15 protein-coding genes and 1 tRNA gene are annotated in these 18,625 nt (G+C 46.1%); 3 read left to right on the top strand and 13 right to left on the bottom strand.

The window, feature by feature from the left end:
* Positions 1–207: 207 nt before the first annotated feature.
* Both DLM76_RS16215 and DLM76_RS16210 read left to right on the top strand, forming a co-directional pair.
* Positions 208–1,368: a hypothetical protein gene (locus tag DLM76_RS16215; protein WP_118965827.1), complete on the top strand. Its 1,161-nt coding sequence runs from the start codon at positions 208–210 to the stop codon at positions 1,366–1,368.
* Positions 1,369–1,584: 216 nt separating this feature from the next.
* The gene (locus tag DLM76_RS16210) at positions 1,585–2,514 is read left to right on the top strand and encodes a cytochrome C (protein WP_118956524.1); all 930 of its coding nucleotides are present in this window, start codon (positions 1,585–1,587) and stop codon (positions 2,512–2,514) included.
* 192 nt (positions 2,515–2,706) lie between these two features.
* On the opposite strand, the gene DLM76_RS16205 is transcribed toward DLM76_RS16210, so the two are convergent.
* Positions 2,707–2,782, bottom strand: a tRNA-Asn gene (locus DLM76_RS16205).
* Positions 2,783–2,993: 211 nt separating this feature from the next.
* Between DLM76_RS16205 and DLM76_RS16200 the strand changes: the two genes are divergently transcribed.
* Complete coding sequence (locus DLM76_RS16200) at positions 2,994–6,593, top strand: vitamin B12-dependent ribonucleotide reductase (protein WP_118965826.1); 3,600 nt, start codon at positions 2,994–2,996, stop codon at positions 6,591–6,593.
* Between the two features lie 127 nt (positions 6,594–6,720).
* Here DLM76_RS16200 and DLM76_RS16195 read toward each other — a convergent pair whose 3' ends face one another.
* From DLM76_RS16195 to gspD, 12 genes are all read right to left on the bottom strand, one after another.
* Entirely contained in the window at positions 6,721–7,299 is a 579-nt protein-coding gene (locus DLM76_RS16195) for a D-Ala-D-Ala carboxypeptidase family metallohydrolase (RefSeq protein ID WP_118965825.1), read from the bottom strand.
* 107 nt (positions 7,300–7,406) lie between these two features.
* Positions 7,407–8,324 carry a type II secretion system protein GspN gene (gspN, locus tag DLM76_RS16190; protein ID WP_118965824.1) on the bottom strand — a complete coding sequence of 306 codons (918 nt, stop codon included), beginning with the start codon at positions 8,322–8,324 and terminating at the stop codon, positions 7,407–7,409.
* Positions 8,321–8,848, bottom strand: a complete 528-nt coding sequence (locus tag DLM76_RS16185; protein WP_118956528.1) for a hypothetical protein — start codon at positions 8,846–8,848, stop codon at positions 8,321–8,323. Before DLM76_RS16185 ends, gspN begins: the two co-directional genes overlap by 4 nt.
* Before the next feature lie 7 nt (positions 8,849–8,855).
* Positions 8,856–10,481 (bottom strand): pilus assembly protein PilM, encoded by a 1,626-nt coding sequence (gene pilM, locus DLM76_RS16180; protein WP_118965823.1) that lies wholly within the window; start codon positions 10,479–10,481, stop codon positions 8,856–8,858.
* A 6-nt stretch (positions 10,482–10,487) separates the two neighbouring features.
* A complete protein-coding gene (locus DLM76_RS16175) occupies positions 10,488–11,690 on the bottom strand; it encodes a type II secretion system minor pseudopilin (RefSeq protein ID WP_118965822.1) in 1,203 nt (400 codons plus the stop codon).
* A complete protein-coding gene (locus DLM76_RS16170) occupies positions 11,653–12,240 on the bottom strand; it encodes a type II secretion system protein GspJ (protein ID WP_404820656.1) in 588 nt (195 codons plus the stop codon). Before DLM76_RS16170 ends, DLM76_RS16175 begins: the two co-directional genes overlap by 38 nt.
* 66 nt (positions 12,241–12,306) lie before the next feature.
* Positions 12,307–12,867: a type II secretion system protein gene (locus DLM76_RS16165; RefSeq protein WP_118965820.1), complete on the bottom strand. Its 561-nt coding sequence runs from the start codon at positions 12,865–12,867 to the stop codon at positions 12,307–12,309.
* Positions 12,842–13,411, bottom strand: coding sequence for a pilus assembly FimT family protein (locus tag DLM76_RS16160; protein WP_118956533.1), 570 nt, complete (start codon positions 13,409–13,411; stop codon positions 12,842–12,844). Before DLM76_RS16160 ends, DLM76_RS16165 begins: the two co-directional genes overlap by 26 nt.
* Positions 13,412–13,432: 21 nt before the next feature.
* A complete protein-coding gene (gene gspG / locus DLM76_RS16155; RefSeq protein WP_118956534.1) occupies positions 13,433–13,909 on the bottom strand; it encodes a type II secretion system major pseudopilin GspG in 477 nt (158 codons plus the stop codon).
* 21 nt (positions 13,910–13,930) lie between these two features.
* Positions 13,931–15,157 carry a type II secretion system F family protein gene (locus DLM76_RS16150; RefSeq protein WP_118956535.1) on the bottom strand — a complete coding sequence of 409 codons (1,227 nt, stop codon included), beginning with the start codon at positions 15,155–15,157 and terminating at the stop codon, positions 13,931–13,933.
* Between the two features lie 5 nt (positions 15,158–15,162).
* Positions 15,163–16,836, bottom strand: coding sequence for a type II secretion system ATPase GspE (gene gspE, locus DLM76_RS16145; RefSeq protein ID WP_118956536.1), 1,674 nt, complete (start codon positions 16,834–16,836; stop codon positions 15,163–15,165).
* 2 nt (positions 16,837–16,838) lie between these two features.
* Positions 16,839–18,623 (bottom strand): type II secretion system secretin GspD, encoded by a 1,785-nt coding sequence (gene gspD / locus DLM76_RS16140; RefSeq protein WP_118956537.1) that lies wholly within the window; start codon positions 18,621–18,623, stop codon positions 16,839–16,841.
* Positions 18,624–18,625: the final 2 nt, after the last annotated feature.

The following is an 18,625-nucleotide window of genomic DNA, read 5'->3' as shown; positions in this document are numbered from 1 at the left end:
GAAATGATTCCGGTCGATATTCCGTTTTAGGATTTCCCTTCTTCATTCGATTCTTCTAACATTCCTTTTTACAGAACGGTCGCATCCCTATCTTATAATCTGGGGACTCGTATTGTCTACATCTCCGAAAAAACAAGCAATCCCCTTTTTTAGTTTTGTTGGAAAATAAAATCTAATTGAATCTAAATTGGGAATAAGGAATACAAAATGAATGTTTCGGTGATCTTTGCGGTAGGAGCTGCGCTTTTATCTTTTTATCTGGTTTTAATCGAATCGTATTGGATCAATGGAACCCCGCCTTCTCCTTTTTCGAACGCTCAGGAATTCACGAGGATTACATCCGAGTTTTTATCCGGATATTTTCCAGGAAAAACTCTTTCTTTCCTCTTTGGATGTCTTTGGATTCCGGTTTACGCAAGTCTGCTTTTGTCTGTTCGGGAACTTAAAAAAAACGGAAGTGCGTTCGAGAATTTTCCGAAAGAAAGCGGATTTCTGACAAAGTCGCTTTGGGCTGCGATTGCGGTCGGCTTGTTCGGAAACGTTTTGGATCTTTTTCTACACGGAAATCTCGCAGGATTTCGTTTCGCGTGGATCGAAACTGCGTTCGTCGGTTTTTATGTGTTGGGAATCGGTTTTTTGGGAATTCGAATCCGGTCGGAAAACGGAAGGATCGGAACTTTTTTTACGATTTTGACCGTAATATCGTTGTTAGTCGGATACTACTTTTATCCACTCCTGCACGGCGCTTTGTTTCCTATTTCCGTCGGTTTTTCCTTCCTGTTGTTAGGAGGAGCTTATTCCCCTTGGATTCTCCGGTTTAGCGAATGGATCGGTGAGCACGCGTCGAACAAAAGAATTCTTCTTTTTATCGGAGCTTCCGTACTTGTTTCGGGATCCATGCAACTCCTGGAACAAATGACTCCGGTTCCCGAAGGAACTTCCATTCCGGTAAAATTGGATTTTCGTCCGTTTTCAACGGCAAAGGACGTTGAGACGGTTTTCGGTATCTACGGTGAAACGGGAAGGAATCTGTACTTCTGGGGAAACGTATTGGATATGATTCTTCCGATTCCGGTTTGTTTGATGATCGGATCCATATATTCGAGAGCCGCGGCCTATGTGAATTTTCCGAAACTATGGAACGTATTACCGTTCGGCTTTCTCGTTTTTGATCCGATCGAAAACGCGATCATGATGTATCTTCTATACGTTTGGCCGATCGTTCCGGAAGGACTTGTCGCTACGACGGGGACCATCACCTTTTTAAAGTTAACCTTCGTTCTACTCGGCTATGCGCTGTTATTCGGCGTTCTCTTCGCTTCCGCGATCGTATTCGCATTTAAAAAATTAAAGAATTCGAATGTATAATGCGAAATCGAAGGTTCGTTACGGAATTTCGAAAATTCGATTTGAAATCGATATTCGATTTATAGATCGGAGTCGTAAAAATCCGATCTGAGTTTTATGAAACAACGAAAAGAATCAAAAGCATTTCCTCTGTTTGTTTTAGTTCCGGAATTACGTTGGAGATAAAAAAATCTCCGCAACGTATTACCATTTTAAAAATAAACATGTGAGGAACTTATGATCTTAAAGTTCTTAAAATGGACTGGGACCTTTCTACTGATCGTCGTATTAGGCGTCGCGACGGCTACTCTGGTGCGACAGAATTTAAAATACGACGCACCGTATCCGGACGTGACATCTTCTTCGGATCCGGTCGTAATCGAACGCGGGAGACATTTGGCGACGGGCCCGGCCCATTGTGTCGAATGTCATAAGAACGTCGCCGAAGTGGAATCCGGTGTTCCGATTCTGCAAGCTTCTCTTTCCGGAGGACGGGTATTTGCGCTTCCCGTTGGAAATTTTTATACTCCGAATATTACGCCTGATCCGGAAACCGGCATCGGTAAATTATCCGATCGGGAAATCGCACGTTCTCTTCGATACGGAGTGCGCGCGGATGGAACGGTACTTTTCGACTTTATGCCGTTTCATAACACGAGCGACGAGGATCTAACGTCGATTTTATCCTTCCTTAGGAGTTTGCCTCCGAAATCGAATCCGATTCCGAAACACGAATTGAATCTGATCGGAAAAGTTCTCAAGGCCTTCGTTGTAAAACCGGTAGGGCCTAAAGGAGAAGTTTTGAAATCGATCACTCCCGCAGCGAATATAGAATACGGCGAATACTTGGCGGGAAGCGTAGCCAACTGCAACGGCTGTCATACCAAACGGAACATGATTGGAGAATTCATCGGAGAACCGTATGCGGGAGGAGCGCCGATGATGGAACCGGGAAAGGAAACCTTAATTCCTCCCAACTTAACGCCCCACTCGGAAGGAAAAATCTCGCTTTGGACCGAGGAAGAATTCCTAAAACGATTTAGGCTCGGAAAACTTGTGGAGCACAGCCATATGCCTTGGGGTCCGTATGCAAGAATGAGCGATCTGGAATTGAAAGCGATTTATCGATTTTTGAAATCTCTAAGACCCGCCAAAAATCCCGAGTAAAATCGTTTCTTAAAAAATACAATTTTAAACCGACCGAACTCCTAACGCGTTTGGAGAAGGTCGGTTTTTTATTTCCTTTTTCCGAATTCACTATACAAAAATTGAGTTTTTTTCTGAACTTTCTTGTAAGAGAATGTCTAACAAGAACCGAAAGGGAGGAAAAACGAAGTTTAGGCTGAAGAGATAGAGAGTTGGCTCCCCCTGCTGGGCTCGAACCAGCGACCCAGTGATTAACAGTCACTTGCTCTACCGACTGAGCTAAAGGGGAGTATCCTCGGTAGTCAGGCCTATATTTTCAAAAAGGGGTAAGAGCGCAACCTTAATTTGTCGCATTAGCGTGTGTTTTTACAACTTTTTAGAAGAAAAATTTCGAATTGTCGAAAGAGAAAGGAGCGAAAAATGCTTTGGATCATTTTTCCTCTTTCTTAGAGTGACATAATCCCTTCTTACTACAGTGTTACGGAGTCTGAGAGCAAATTATGAAGCTGAATCGTCATTTTACCGTTCCTTCCAATGGTGAACCGTCCTCTATTCAATGGGCGAAGCGTAATTCCCGGATTACAAATCCGGATGGATCCAAGGTATTCGAGGCAAACAACATCCTCGTGCCCGAAGGATGGTCCCAGGTTGCGGTGGACATCCTTGCGCAGAAATACTTTCGCAGAAAAGGAATCCCTAAGTATCTCAAAAAGGTACAAGAGGAAGGAATTCCGGAATGGCTTCAAAAATCCGTTCCCGATACGGAAAAGCTCGAATCCTTAAAACCGGAAGATCGTTTCGGCGGTGAGACCAGCGCACTCGAAGTCTTTCATAGACTTGCGGGTTGTTGGACGTATTGGGGATACAAATACAAATATTTCTCCGATGAGGAAAGCGCCAAAGTTTTCTATGATGAAATCGTTTATATGCTCGCGACTCAGATGGCGGCTCCGAATTCTCCTCAGTGGTTCAATACCGGTTTGAATTGGGCTTATGGAATCGACGGTAAATCCCAAGGCCACTACTACGTCGATCCTGCGACCGGTAAGCTCGTAAAATCCGCTTCCGCTTACGAACATCCGCAACCGCACGCGTGTTTTATCCAAAGCGTGGACGATGATCTCGTCAACGACGGCGGTATCATGGATCTTTGGGTCCGCGAAGCTCGTCTTTTTAAATACGGTTCCGGAACGGGAACTAACTTCTCCAATTTAAGAGGAGAAAACGAACCTCTTTCCGGCGGAGGAAAAAGTTCCGGTCTGATGAGTTTCTTAAAAATCGGTGACCGCGCCGCAGGTGCGATCAAGTCCGGAGGAACCACTCGCCGCGCCGCGAAGATGGTTTGTCTCGACGTAGACCATCCCGATATCGAAAGTTTTATCGATTGGAAAGTGACGGAAGAAAAGAAAGTCGCTTCTCTCGTGACCGGTTCCATGCTGAACAACAGACATCTCAACGCGATCATGTCCGCGTGTTACGAGATGGAAACCGAAGAACGTTTCGATCCTAAAAAGAATTCCGCGTTAAAGAAAACCATTCTCGAAGCGAAGAAGGTTCTCATTCCGGACAACTACATCAAACGCGTGATCGACCTTGCAAAACAAGGATACAAGGAAATTCTTTTTGAAGAATTGACCACCGATTGGCAGTCTGACGCATACAACACCGTATCCGGTCAGAACAGCAACAACTCAGTTCGCTTAACAAATGAGTTCATGACCGCGGTGGAACAAGATCAACCTTGGAATCTGTATTTCAGAACCGAAAAGGAAAAAGCAAAGGCGGAAGGACGCAAAGCGAAACCTTCTCAAACTTTGAGAGCCCGTGAACTCTGGGAAAAAATTTCCTACGCGGCTTGGGCCAGCGCGGATCCTGGAACGCAATATCACACGACCATCAACGAATGGCATACGTGTCCGGAAGACGGTTCGATCAATGCGTCGAACCCCTGCTCCGAATATATGTTCCTGGATAACACTGCTTGTAACCTTGCGTCCGCGAACCTACAAAAATTCGTAAACCTCGAAACCTTGAATTTCGACGTGGAAGGATTCCGATATCTTTGCAGACTTTGGACTATCATTCTCGAAATCTCCGTGACTATGGCTCAGTTCCCTTCCAAGGAAATCGCCGAACTTTCGTATAAGTTCCGTACTTTAGGATTGGGTTACGCGAACCTCGGTTCGATTCTGATGATTCTTGGAATCCCTTACGATTCTCAAGAGGCTATGGCGATCACCGGAGCGATTTCTTCCATCATGCACATGACCGCTTACGCTACTTCCGCGGAAATGGCGAAAGAACAAGGTCCGTTTGCAGGATACGCGAAGAATAAAAAACACATGCTTCGTGTGATCCGCAACCACAGAAGAGCCGCTTATAACGCTCCTTCCGGCGATTATGAAGGTTTGACGATCACTCCTGTGGGAATCAATCCTGCGTTCTGCCCTTCTTATATGCTCAAAGCGGCGCAAGAAGACGCGGACTTAGCGTTGGAACTCGGTGAAAAATACGGGTACAGAAACGCGCAAGTAACCGTGATCGCTCCTACCGGAACGATCGGTCTCGTGATGGATTGTGATACGACCGGAATCGAGCCCGACTTCGCACTCGTGAAGTTCAAGAAACTCGCTGGCGGCGGTTATTTCAAAATCATCAATCAATCCGTTCCGTACGGTCTGAAAAAACTCGGTTATTCTCCGTCCGAAATCGAAGCGATCGTGAACTATTGCAAAGGTCACGCGACTTTGAACGGGGCTCCTGTGGTCAATACGCAAGCTCTGAAAGAAAAAGGATTCACGAACGAGATTCTCGAAAAAGTGGAAGCTTCTCTTCCTCTCGCGTTCGATATCAACTTCGCGTTCAACAAATTCAACTTAGGCGAAGACTTCCTAACTAGAAACTTAGGAATCGCAAAAGAAGTTTTCGACGTTCCGGGGTTCTCTCTTCTCGAATACTTAGGATTCACCAAAGAAGAAATCAATAAGGCGAACGACTATGTTTGCGGAACGATGACGATCGAAAACGCCCCTTTCTTGAAAGAGAAGGACTATCCGGTGTTCGATTGCGCGAACAAATGCGGTAAATACGGAAAACGTTTCCTTTCCTACGAATCCCATATCCGTACGATGGCGGCGGCTCAGCCTTTTATCAGCGGCGCGATTTCCAAAACGATCAACCTCCCCGAAGACGCGGTCGTGGAAGACATCAAAAACGCCTACTTCCTCTCTTGGAAGATGATGATCAAAGCGAACGCGCTTTACAGAGACGGATCCAAACTTTCTCAACCTCTCAATTCCGTATTAGAACTTTTGAATGGAATCGAATTGGACGAGCACGACGAAGTCAGAGAAGCGATGATCTCCAAAGATCCGGTTCAGATCGCGGAAAAGGTCATCACGAAATACATCTCTCACAGAAGAAAACTTCCGAGCAGAAGAGCTGGATATACTCAGAAAGCGATCGTTGGCGGTCACAAGGTTTATTTAAGAACCGGCGAATACGAAGACGGCCAGATCGGAGAGATCTTCATCGATATGCACAAGGAAGGAGCGGCGTTTAGAAGTTTGATGAACGCGTTCGCGATTTCCGTTTCTCTCGGTTTACAACACGGCGTTCCTTTGGAAGAATACGTGGATGCGTTTACGTTCTTCAAGTTCGAGCCGAACGGAATCGTTTCGGGAAACAAGCACATCAAGATGAGCACTTCCGTAATCGATTATATCTTCAGAGAATTGGCGATCACCTACCTCGGAAGATACGACCTCGGTCAAGTGGCTCCGGAAGATTTGAGAGGAGACGAGATCGGTTCCAAACGTGCGACGGCGGAATCCAATCATCGTGAACCGTTAAGTTCCGCGCCGACTGCGGTAGCGGACGTTGCTCCTAAAAAGGAAGTGGAAACGATTTCTTATTCTCAGATGATTTCCAAGGAAAGAACTGCGGCTCCTACCGGAATCGCTCTTCTGGAAGAAGTGAAACTCGCTAAGATCAAAGGTTACACCGGTGATTCTTGCTCCGAGTGCGGTTCCTTCGAGATGGTAAGAAACGGATCTTGTTTAAAATGTATGTCCTGTGGATCTACCACTGGATGTTCTTGATTCCGAATTTCTAAAATAATAAATACCGATGAAGATGATTTCTGAATCGGTATCAGTATGAAAACGAGTCGGCCTTGGATGGGTTTCCATTCAGGGCCTTTTTATTTCGGAGGAATGAACGTAGCTTTTACTTTTCCCACTTGCGAAAACCGCTTGTGTCGATATGAAACCGGTTTCGAGAATACAATCCGAGTCCGATCTTTCGATCAAAACCGTCGTTTTCCCAAAGTTTCAAAAGGCGTCTTTTCAACTCGCCTCGTTCGATTTCATGATCGGGGATCATATCTACAGCGGAAAAAAGAAGATGACGGCTGGAATTTGCACCGCCGGCTTTTTCGTTATAGTCCGCTTCTCGAAAACCGGAAACCACCGTTACGGGGCCGATTCGGGGAAGAATCAAATCTCGAATGACTTTTAAAGTCGGTACGATGTTCGACCAGAACTCTTGGGGCGGAATCGCGAAAGGTCGGCTTTTCATTTGTCTCCAATCGGTGCCTTGTCTCAGAAGTTGTTCAACGGGAACCACATTGAAAACTTTGCGTTCTTTAAGAAACGTTTCCAAGGCGAGAATTTTCTTTCGGTTTTCGGGAAGGTTCCTGAATTCGTTCCACTGCTCTTTAGAAGGAGGAGTATGAGGCTGGAAATCGCAGAAAGAACAGAGAAGCGGCAAAAATAAAACAATGCTCTTAAGAACGAGTTTGTTCATGACCTTTCTAAATTTAAAAGTTCAAAGACATGGATTGATCCGATACTTCGAAATCCGTTCTTGAACATATCACCGGATCGTTCGTTATCCTTCATGGAAGAAGGATCTTAAGGGCTGCCCGGTGGTCCGGTCAATCCGGGAATCTTGGCTTCCGGTTTGTTGATGGTTCCCATCACCGGAATACATTTACTGCCGCTTTGTTTTTCTAAGACGGTCAACATGTCTTCTATGTCCTGTCTTTCCAACGCGAAGTTACGATCGAGTTCGAGACAGATTCTAAGATTAAGCTGAGAAAAGGCAATGTTATCGGATAACCGAATGTTCCCCGTGATATCGCATCGCGCGATCGAAGTATCCAAGGTGAAATCGTTAAAGATCAGATTCCCGCCCTGCACATTGATCTTCGTGAGAAACTTTTTGATCGTGATATTTTTCAATTCTCCAAGCAGAGGAATTTCGGGTAAACCCAAGATCATTCCCGCCGAAGGAGCCGGTGGAATTTCCAGATCGAGGTTCCCGACAACCCTTGCGATTCCGCCGTTTAAGTTTTCGAATTTTCCCTGGCCTTCTATGCGGGGAACTTTCATCAAAGGTCCGTTTTCCGTATCGATTTTCAGGCTTTCGATTTTGAATTTCCCGTCGAACTTGCGTTTCATTAAACCGAACAAGGAGGTTTTCAAAACGGTTTCTTCCGTTTTGATTTTCAAGTTGGAAGGCGTATTGATTTCGAGGGTATCGAGGGTCACGTTCCCTAAAATGGAAATGCTCATATCGCGGAAATTGATGATGGTTCCGGTTTGGGAAGAAGAGGAATTCAAAGAACTGCGGATGATTTCATCCAAAGGAAAAAGCCAAAGAGTAAAGATGAGAAAGGAAAAAACTCCCGTCGCGATCAGGATGAGTTTTTGTTTGAGAGTAAAACGCGGGGCGGCCTCTTCTTCCTCTTCCTGAAGTTCGAGGGTCAGGAATTCTTCCTCTTCGGGAGTAAGAGCCGTTTCTTCCTGAAATTCTTCTTCTTTTTTCATCGTTTGTTCCCCGTTGCGCGGCTGTAGGTGGACAGTTTGAGGTTCACGTCGTAGACCTCTTTTCCTTGGAACGGTTTTCTAAAATTCAGATATTCCACCCGCGCGTTGATCATCTTGTTCTTTTCTATATCGTAGATTAACCGGAAAACATTGTCCAAAGTCACGGAACGGAAATTGATATCGATCGTGATCCGGTTGTACTTCTTATCTTCGATCGAATTCGAATCCTTCATCGTGGAAATTTTTTCTTTCAATCCGTAACGAACGAAAATCTCGTCGAGTTTTGCGTAGATCGCGCTTACGTCGGTTTCTCCGCCGGAAGAATCCAAGGAGCGGAAATCGTTGAATTCCTGGATGATCTTGTCGAGTTTAACGGGAGCCGTTCTCGAATCCTGAACTCTTTCCGTCAAACCTTGCCGGAGCGTTACGACTTTACGGATCGCCATAAATACGATCAACAGAAGAATCAATCCGATTCCGCCGAGTACGATCAATCTTTCTCTGGGTTCTAACTTTTCAAGCATGGCGATTTTAAAAGGACTCCTCGGAAGAGACCGGTTTGTTCACTACCTTCATCGTAATCGTAAAGGAAACCTTATAGGCCTTCACTCCCTGCATCAATCGTTTGTTCGTAACTTCAATATCCTTGAACATGGGAGATTTTTCGAGCGATCTTTGAACGACCCCGATCTCGCTGAATTCGTTCACTCTTCCGCCGATTTTGACCAGATCCTGATCGTAGTCGAACTGATCCAATTGGAACGGCTGCATATCGGATGCGGGAAAGTTCATCGAAAGTTCGAAAAGAATGTCGAGAATGCTCGGTTTACTCAGGTAAAGTCTGTAGATCTCGGTCTTCTTTTTCTCGTCGTTCTTGAGTTTAGTTGCATATTCTAATATATCTACGTCTTCCGGAGCGGATCTGCCGAAGCCGCGCTGGAATTTTTCGGCGAGCATTTTGTCGCTCGCGCTCAATTTTCTTTTGTCGATTACGATTCCCACGAAAAAGACGGTGATGAGAATGAACAAAGAAATTCCCGAAAAAATCAAATGAGGACGGAACTGATCGAAGTTGAGAATGTTCTTGTTGATGCGTTTTACGTGAGGCGTATCGATGAAGTCGATCTTGTCCTTTTTTGCAAAACCGAAATGATATCCCATTCCGAAACAAGTAGAGAACGTGTCTCCGTCTAAAGGAAGAAAATCGTAACGTCGAGTGATCAGTCCTAGCGCCTCGCCCAAAACGGATTCGATCCCCCGAACCTTGCTTCCCCCGCCGGAAAGATACAATACTTCCGGTCTTTCGGTTTCGTTCATCGAAACGATACTTCGAAGGATTTCGGACGAAAGTTTTTCCGTGAACTTCGATGCGCTTTGAAACGCTTTTTTAATGTCCGCGTTTTTGAGTTTGAACTCTTTTGCGAAAAGATTGAGACCGTCTTCTTCGCCTGAAAACGGTTCGAATTGAAGAGAAAGTTTGATCGCTTCCGCTTTTTCAAACGGAATCTTGAGATCGGACGCGATTTGCTCCGTGAGAGTGTCTCCTCCCATGGAGATGTATCTTGTATGTGCGACCTTTCCTTCGCTGAGGATATTTAGGATCGTGATTCTTCCGCCGATGTCGGCTTGCGCGCAATTTTTATACGTGATCTCTTTGTTCGTGTGTTCCGAAATCACCGAAGACAAACTCACCGAATCCACGAATAAACCGCGGAAGACGATATTGCTACCGAGAAACGGAGCGGTGATAAAATCGAGTTCGCTGTGGTGAGCCGAATACGCGATGACGTCCGATTTTTCCTGATCGATTCTCCAGATGCTTCCGGTGACTTCCACGGTTTCCATCGGAAACGGGATTCTGTTTTCGACTTCGAAAGGAATGACTTCCCGGATCGCCTTTACCGTCGTCAACGGGATGTGAAGCTCTCGCACGAACAAGCGATCGAGCGGAAGATTGAGAACGATGCTCGTTTCGCCGGGAAAATAGGAATTGATAAACCGAAGAACGTTGTGTCTATATTCGTCCTCTTCTCCATGAGAGATGCTCATGATTTCGGAACGGAGAATGCTCAGCTTTCCGAGGACCTTTTGAAAAAGAACTCCTTTGATCGTGCTCGTTCCGTAGTCGATTGCGAGAAATTGATCGTAAATAAACATCGTTGTTTAGTCTTCCATGTAATAGAGCATTTGGCTGTTTGTCAGATCGAAGATCCCCGTGATTCTTCGAATCGTTTTTCCCACCTGACCCACGGCAACGATTCGAAAGATTTCTCCCTTGGTCTTGACCCTGCCGCCGGAGACGTCCGTTCCTTCACCCGCGAGTTCCTTGTAAAGGGTCAAACCGCCCGCGGTGGGAATCTGGAATTCCTGAAATTTTTCTATGTCCTTCAGTTCCTTGATAAAACCGCCCTGCTCCAATTTGAATTTGAGAATTCTCATGGCTGCCTGTTTGGTCATAAAATCGGATAAAGACATCAAAACAAAATATGGCGCGGCGTTCAAGTTGATTCTATCGTCCGAGTTTTGACCCGAAGGGATGTATGCCGTGATGTTGTTCGCTAAGACGAAATCGCTGTCGCCGATCAACGCCTTCTCCTCGTCGGATTGAAACGCCTTGGAATATTTTTGATCGAAATCCGCGGGTTTCAACGAACCGTAAACGAGATCCCTGTCGAAACCTTTCACGGAGACGAGTTCGGAAACGGAATACATAAAGGAATTCTTATTCTTCCGAGGAGGTTTTAGGGAAGAATAATACAAGTCCTCCGCGCCCCCGCCCGTTTCCTGCAGATCGGTATCGAGCCAATCAAAGATCGGAAAAATTTTTTCCCGTTTGATTCCGAGTTTATCGAAAAGGCGCGCGACCATTTCCACCGAACGAAGGTTCTGCTGGTTGTCGTCCTGATTCAGCAAAGAATTCAGATTGATCTTCCCGTCTTCGGAGCTGATCTTATAGTAGATCGTTCCCCCGCCCATCGGCAGAGGCGGCGGATTCAAGGCGATTCCGCTTTTGTACAGATATTCTTCCGGAATCTTTTTCAAAGCTCCGAGCGCACCTTGAAAACCGGCCTTTGCAAGAAGGAGCGCGCGGAAACCGTCCGCGTCCGCTTGCGCGATTCTTCTTTCCCCTAAGGAACGTTCGCCGAATTCGGTGGCCGTGTAAAAAGACGCGGTTCCGATCGCCATCACGAGAATGACGACCATAAATCCCGATCTTGATCTTCGAAAATTTCTTTTGTGCGAGGAGATGATTTTTCCAAAAGACCGTTCGATGGAATTCTTCGACCCGAAAAGGCGGTTCTTCAAATAAGTTAACAAAAATTGCATGTTATTTAAAAAGAATTCCGGGAAACGCGAGAGTTTCATAACGGACCTCCTTTTTACCGGAATTTACGATCATCTCCACGCGAATCAATCTAGGAAGAACCTTGGTGAGTTTGGAATCCCATTCGTCTTCCCATTTGGCTCCGGTTCTGGAATACTTGAGTTGAAAACTTTTCACATGGGTTAACAACGTATATTCGGTTCCGCCCGATTTCGGATAACGATCCACCATTTCGTCTTCTCTTCGAATGAGCGCGTAATAATCCGGCGTGTCAAGCATGGGTTTGAGATAAAAGGAAACTTCCCGTACTTCGGGCATGGAGGTTTCTTCGGAGTTGGGATGAGTGGCGGCGAAATCGAGTCTGTCTCTTCTGTCGAGTCCCCTTCCGTCGTTTCTGCCGATAAAGATGAGTCTTCTCTGCGTCTGGTGAAAATACGTCATCGCGAGCGTGCTTCGGATATTTTCCATCGCCAAAAGAATATCCCGTTTCGCGGCCCCTCCGGGAGAAGAGGATTCCCGCGAAATCCGAAGCGAAGTGTAATACGTGGAAAAGATTCCCGTAAAGATCACTCCTAAGATCATCACCACGATCGAAATTTCGATCAGGGTGAAGCCCTTTCGTCCGGTTGTGCGCTTTCGAGTTTTCATTCTATTTTCTTAATATTGTGCGGACTTGAACGTTTCGGCCGTATAGGATTCCGTTCCGCTTCCGGTCGGATATTTGATCGTCACCTTGATTCGAAACACGCGGATAATCCCCGCGGTCGAAGCGCCTTGGTTCGCTTGACCCGATCGTCTCATGATCAATTTGTTCATCTCGGAATCCCTTCCTCCCAAAAGATCTTCCGGCTTTTGTCCTTCTTTTCCCGCGAGCTTGAGAAGGTCCATATCCTCTTCGCCGATCTGGGTTTCAAAGCTGTAGCCGGGATACCCCGGAATTTCTCCCGTGGTTTTGTCGGATTGAAGAACGGAGACGGAATCGATTTGAGCCATTTTGATTTTGGCGAGATGCACCGCGTTGGAAACGACTGACGCCATTCTCTGTTGTCTGATTCCGTTCGAGATCACCATATACGTGTATGTCATGGCGATGCCGGCTAACGCAAGCGCGATCGAAACCTCGATCAGGTTGAATCCTTTCCGAAGGAATCGATCGATACGGATGCGTTTTGTGATCCGGGATAAGAACGGATTACGGTTGCTGCTGTTCGTTATCATCCTGTTCTTTCCAGTTCTTATCGGTTGCGAGGTTTGAGGAAGTGTGAAATTGTTCCCCCTCCAGGATGGAAACCTTTCCTCCGTATCGATAGAGAATCAAAGTTCTGTAAATCGAAGGATCGTTTCCTAAATGAACGCTGTAATCCGCGGAAATTCCTAAATAGGTGTAAGGAACCTTGATGATTCCTTTCGTATAACGAAAACCGCGAATGTCGGTGATGTCTATGATCTCGGACGTATACGGAAGTTTTTTCGGTTTGAATACGAGATTCTCTTTTAAACCGCTCTCGTCCCGAACCAGTTTTTTAACAGAATACGTGTCGTTGTCGATGTCCAATTCCAAAACCATGGTCGTATTTGTCAGGATGGATTTTCGATAACAGAATTCAGCCGCTTGTTTGAGGGTTTGCGCCGCGTCGCTTCCGGACGGAATGATGAAGTTCGCGGCCGTACTTGCAAGAATGCTAATCAACCCCGCGAGGATCGCGATGACTACGATTAACTCGATCAGGGTGAATCCTTTCCGGACATTACGTGTTTTCATAACCGGAAAGGAAAAAGAGTGTTATTTTCTGCGGAAGTCGGAAGGATATTCGTCTTCGTTGAGGATGTTAAAGTCAGCATTCTTACCTTCTCCGCCTTCTTTTTTATCCTTACCTAAGGTTACGAGTTGAACGTCGCCGTTCGCGTCCCTCTTTAACTTATAAGCGCTTCCCCAAGGATCGTTGATGGCCGCTTTTTTGGTAAGGATCGGCTTCCAGTCTTCGGGAACTTCTCCAGTGGTCGGTTTTTCCACCAGCGCCTCAAGACCTTGCTCGTCGGAAGGATATGTTCCGTATCTTTGCGCGTATCGTTCCAAATGCGATTGAAGTTCGTATGCGTCTTTTTTCAGTTTGAGAGCGGCTGTATCATCGCTGATTTCACCGGGACGGAAGTTGGAATAAACAAGGGCGATCAGCGCACCTAAGATGATCACGACGACAGCGAGTTCTATGAGTGTGAGACCCTTTCTGTGTTTTCTCTTTAATTTGGACAGATTCAATTGAATTCTCCTTATTCTAAACTATATATTCTGAAGTTGCTGCGTCAAGTTGTACATTGGGACCATGATCGAGGCCATGATCGTTCCAATCAGAAGACCCATTACCACGATCATCAGAGGTTCCATGGATTGGGTCATCGTTTTAATCGCGGTGTCGACTTCCGTATCGTAAATATCGGCGAGTTTGTTCATCATTTCGGGAACCCGGTCCGAAACTTCTCCGGCCGCGATCATCCCGACCACCATTTGCGGAAGAATCACCGATCCGCTGAAGGAGGCGGAAAGTTTTTCCCCTTCTTTGATCCGTTCCACCGCGTTTTTAATCTCTTCTCCGAAGATGGAATGATCCACGATCTTTTCCACGATCGTAAGGGTGGTGATCAAGGGAACTCGGTTACTCAAAAGGATTCCGATGTTTCTCGCAAAACTGCTTACGAGAACCTTGCGTGCGAGAGAACCCAGGATCGGAATTTTCAATACGAACTCATCCCAATTCTTTTTTCCTTGCGGAGTGTTTTTCCAATAGATAAAACCCATGACGCCCGCAAAGCCGAGCGTAAGAAGAAGCCACCAGTACCCCGTAAGAATATCCGAAACTCCGATCACGATTCGAGTGATGAGAGGAAGTTTCGCGTCGAACTGCATAAACAATTCTTGGATCTGAGGAATGACGACGGTTAATAAAAAGATCGTAACGAAGATCGACAAGGAACCCATGATGAAAGGATATACCATTGCGACTTGCACCTTCGCTTTGAGTTCGCTGGATTTCTCTTCCAGTTCCGCAAGTCGCGTCAAAGTCGCTTCGTAGTCCCCCGTTTTTTCGCCGACCGCGACGAGAGAAGGATACTGGCTCGGAAACACGTCGGGATGTTTTTTCATCGATTCGGAAAGGGAAGAACCTTCCGTGATATTCGCCTGCATTCCCGTAAGAACCTTGCGAAAGTTCTGGTTGTCCGTTTGTTCCACGATGCTGGATAAGGATTTGTCCAGAGGAATTCCGGCGCCGAGAAGAGTCGCGAGTTGTCTCGAAAAAAGTCCCACTTCTTTGCGGGGAATTCTATAAAAGTATTTCGCTAAGAAAGGAAAGAGTTCCCTGTCTTTTTTTTCGGAGTCTTCGGAAATGTTGCGAACGTAAAGGCCCTTATTCTTTAACTTGGACCTTGCGGCTTGCAGAGAAGCGGCGTCTATGATGCCCTTCTCTTCTTTGCCCTTCTTATTGAATGCAACGTACGAATAAATGGCCATGACGTTTAGGTTACCCTGAGAACTTCGTCGATCGTAGTCACACCGTCGATCACCTTCTTGATTCCGTAATCTTTCAGCGTATGAAAGTTATGTTCGAGTGCGATCTCGTTCAATTGTCCCGCGTCCTTTCCTTGAAGGATCGCATTTTTGATGTGAGAATTCACCAACAATAGTTCGTAGATTCCGGTTCTTCCTTTAAATCCGGTTCCCATACAATGAGAGCATCCCTTACCCCTGTGTAAGGTTCCGTTTTTGAGGGCCTTTTTAGGAATACCGATCGATTCTAATTCGGAAGCAGTAGGCTTATACGTTTCCTTACACTGGGCGCAGATAACGCGCACAAGTCTTTGAGCCATAAAACCGAGGACCGTAGAAGTGATTAGATACGGTTCGATTCCCATATCCACCAAACGAGTCGCGGCGCTCGCAGCGTCGTTCGTGTGAAGCGTGGAAAACACAAGGTGACCCGTTAAGGACGCTTGGATCGCGATCCTTGCGGTTTCTTCGTCCCGAATCTCCCCCACCATGATGACGTCCGGGTCTTGTCGTAAGATGGCCCGAAGCCCGGTCGCAAACGTAAGACCGATTTTTTCCTGCATCTGCATCTGTGAGATTCCGTCGATCTGATATTCCACAGGATCTTCGCAGGTGATGATGTTTCTTTCTTCCGTATTGAGTTCGCTTAACGCAGAATAAAGGGTGGTCGATTTTCCCGATCCGGTCGGACCGGTTACAAGAATGATTCCGTGCGGTTCGTAGATGAGGGAACGCAGCGATTTGATGAGTTCCGGATAAAATCCCATCGTATCCAAAGAATACTTTTGATCCGTTTTATTCAAAAGCCTCATTACGATCCGTTCGCCGAACTGACAAGGAATCGTGGAAACCCGAATATCGATGTCCTTTCCCGCAAGTCTGAGTTTGATACGTCCGTCTTGCGGAAGCCGGTTTTCCGCGATGTTCAAGTTGGACATGATCTTGATACGGGAGGAAATTCCCGCGTGATAGGATTTGGGCGGGCTGAGAACGTTATGCAAAATACCGTCCACGCGGTAACGAACCACCAGGGATTTTTCGTACGGTTCGATGTGAATATCCGAAGCCCTTTCGTTGACGGCCTGGGAAAGAATGACGTTGACCATTTTGATGATCGGCGCGTCGTCGCTGAGATCGAGGGAGTCGTTTTCGAAGGCTTCCGCGAGTTCGGAAAAACTTCCCTCCATCTCGTTTAACATCTCTTTGGCGGCCGAAGAAGTCGTATCGAAATGAGAATGGATGATTCTCATGATCTCCGGTTCCGGAGCTAAAATGAATTCTACGTTGTATCCTTTTAAGAAGTTCCGCGCGTCGTCCATCGGATGCAGATCGGACGGATCGGAAACGGCGATGCGGATTGTCTTTTTGGAAAGTTGGAACGGAACGATTCTACTTCTTTGAATCAGCTTTAACGGAATTTGTAGAAATACGTCTTCCATTCCGCTGAACTCCAACTTCTCCCGAAATTCGAGATGATAGAGTTTGGATAAGGCGCGGAGAATATCGGTTTCTCCGGCGATTCCTTTTTTCTGAATGATATGACTGAGAGGAAGGTTGTTTTTTTTCTGAACTTTAAGGGAATCTTCCAGATCTTTTTCGGATATGATCCCCTCTTCGATTAGGATATCTCCGAGAGTTTTCACTGTCAGTCCCCTCTTTCTTTGATTTCTTTTTCTTTATTGAGGATTCTTTCTCTTTCGAGCTCGTAACGTTCCTGCTGCATTTTCTTTTTCACGGTCATCTTATCCGCGTTCTCTCTACTATCGAGTATATGCGGAGTGATAAAAACCATCAAGTTCGTCTTTTTGATTTTTTCGGTGGTTCGTTTGAAAAGATGCCCCAGATACGGAATATCTCCGAGCAGAGGAATTTTAATGATCCGTTTTTGTTTATCGTTGGAAATCAATCCCCCGATTACGATCGACTGCGTATTTTCGATCGAGATGGAAGTTTTGATCTCGCGACGATTGAACGTCGGGTTACCGCCGGAAAGCGCGATTTCCGCGATGTTCTTGATCTCCTGAAAGAGTTCCAAAGTGATCTTGTTGTTCTTATTTACGTGAGGAGTAAATTTGAGTTTGATCCCGGTCGGACGGTATTCGTAGTTATCGACCGTTACCGCGTTGGCGCCGCCGAGACCCGCGTTTCTACTTTGCGTTCTTACGGGAACGTCCTGACCGACGCTGATCTCCGCTTCTTGGTTATCCACGGTTAAAACCTGAGGAGCGGATAATACGTTGAAGTTTTCGTTTCCTTGGTTCGCGCTTAAAATTCCGATGATCTGTTCCGAGCCAGCTTTTAAAAATCCCAAAGAGAAGCCGCTTAACGTGTTGATATTCGGGTTCACCTGACCGTTTGCATTGATGATGTTCGATTCTTTCGAAAGACCTGTGTTGAACTGTCCGTAGGCGTCTGCTTTGTATCTCCAGTCGATCCCGAAGTCGTTCAAGTCGCTGGACGTAAGTTCCACGATCAACACTTCCAGAAGAACCTGCTTTCTTGCGGAATCCAAAACCTTGATGATCTTGCGGATCTCGGTCCATTCCGCATTCGTAGCCGTTACGATTACGGAGTTCGATTCTTTGTGACCGACCGCTTTGATCTTATCCACTTTTCCGGGAATTTGGCCTTGTGCCTTTTTTTCGGGAGTGAGTTCTTCGGATTGAACAACCGGGTTATCGAGTTTTACGAGAGTGGCGGCGATCTTCTCCGCTTCACTGTGCTCGAGCGTATAAATGTGAACGTCGCCGGCCGATGCTATGGCGCCCGGACTTGCCTCTTCCAATTTCAAGTCGAGTTCGTTTACCAAAATCAACAATTTGTTGATGTCGGCCGCGGAACCGGAAAGAACGATCGTATTCGTATTCTTATAAACGATTACGTCGGTGTTCGGAGAGGTTAAGCGCTTGAGAATCGGCTCCAATTCCTCCGGTTTTACGTTTTCCACCGGAATAATTTGTGTGATCGTTCTAAAGTCGCCGACTTCGGATTCGGGAATCAGTTCTTTTCCCACTCGGACAACGGGCGATCTTGCGAGAGCGTCCTTGATCTTGACGATAGAGATGAGATCCGGTTCTTCCACCACTCCAAAGCCGAGGGATTCCAAGACGGACTTCATAAAGATAAATGCGTTTTTAATCGGAATTTCTTTCTGGGAAATGATCGTGATCTTTTTCCCTTTTAAACTTTCATCCAGGAGGATGTTTTTTCTCAGGATCGCACTCATCCCTTTGAGAAAGTCGTTTAATTCGGTGTCTCTCCAGTTTGCATAAAAGGTTCTTTCGGCGGGTTCTTCCGGAGCGGCCGATTTCGTCTTAACGGAAGTCTTCTTCTTATTCTGAGGGAATACGGGTTTATCCCATACCAAAAGTACGAGTATGAGAATCGAAAGGATTCTAAAGACTGGAATTTGATTCTTTGTTCCGGGCATTT

It is taken from the genome of Leptospira yasudae, assembly GCF_003545925.1.
In the GTDB taxonomy this organism is placed as follows: Bacteria; Spirochaetota; Leptospiria; order Leptospirales; family Leptospiraceae; genus Leptospira; species Leptospira yasudae.
The sequence above is the reverse complement of the archived record's forward strand: the minus strand, read 5'-3'. Positions and strand labels throughout refer to the sequence as shown.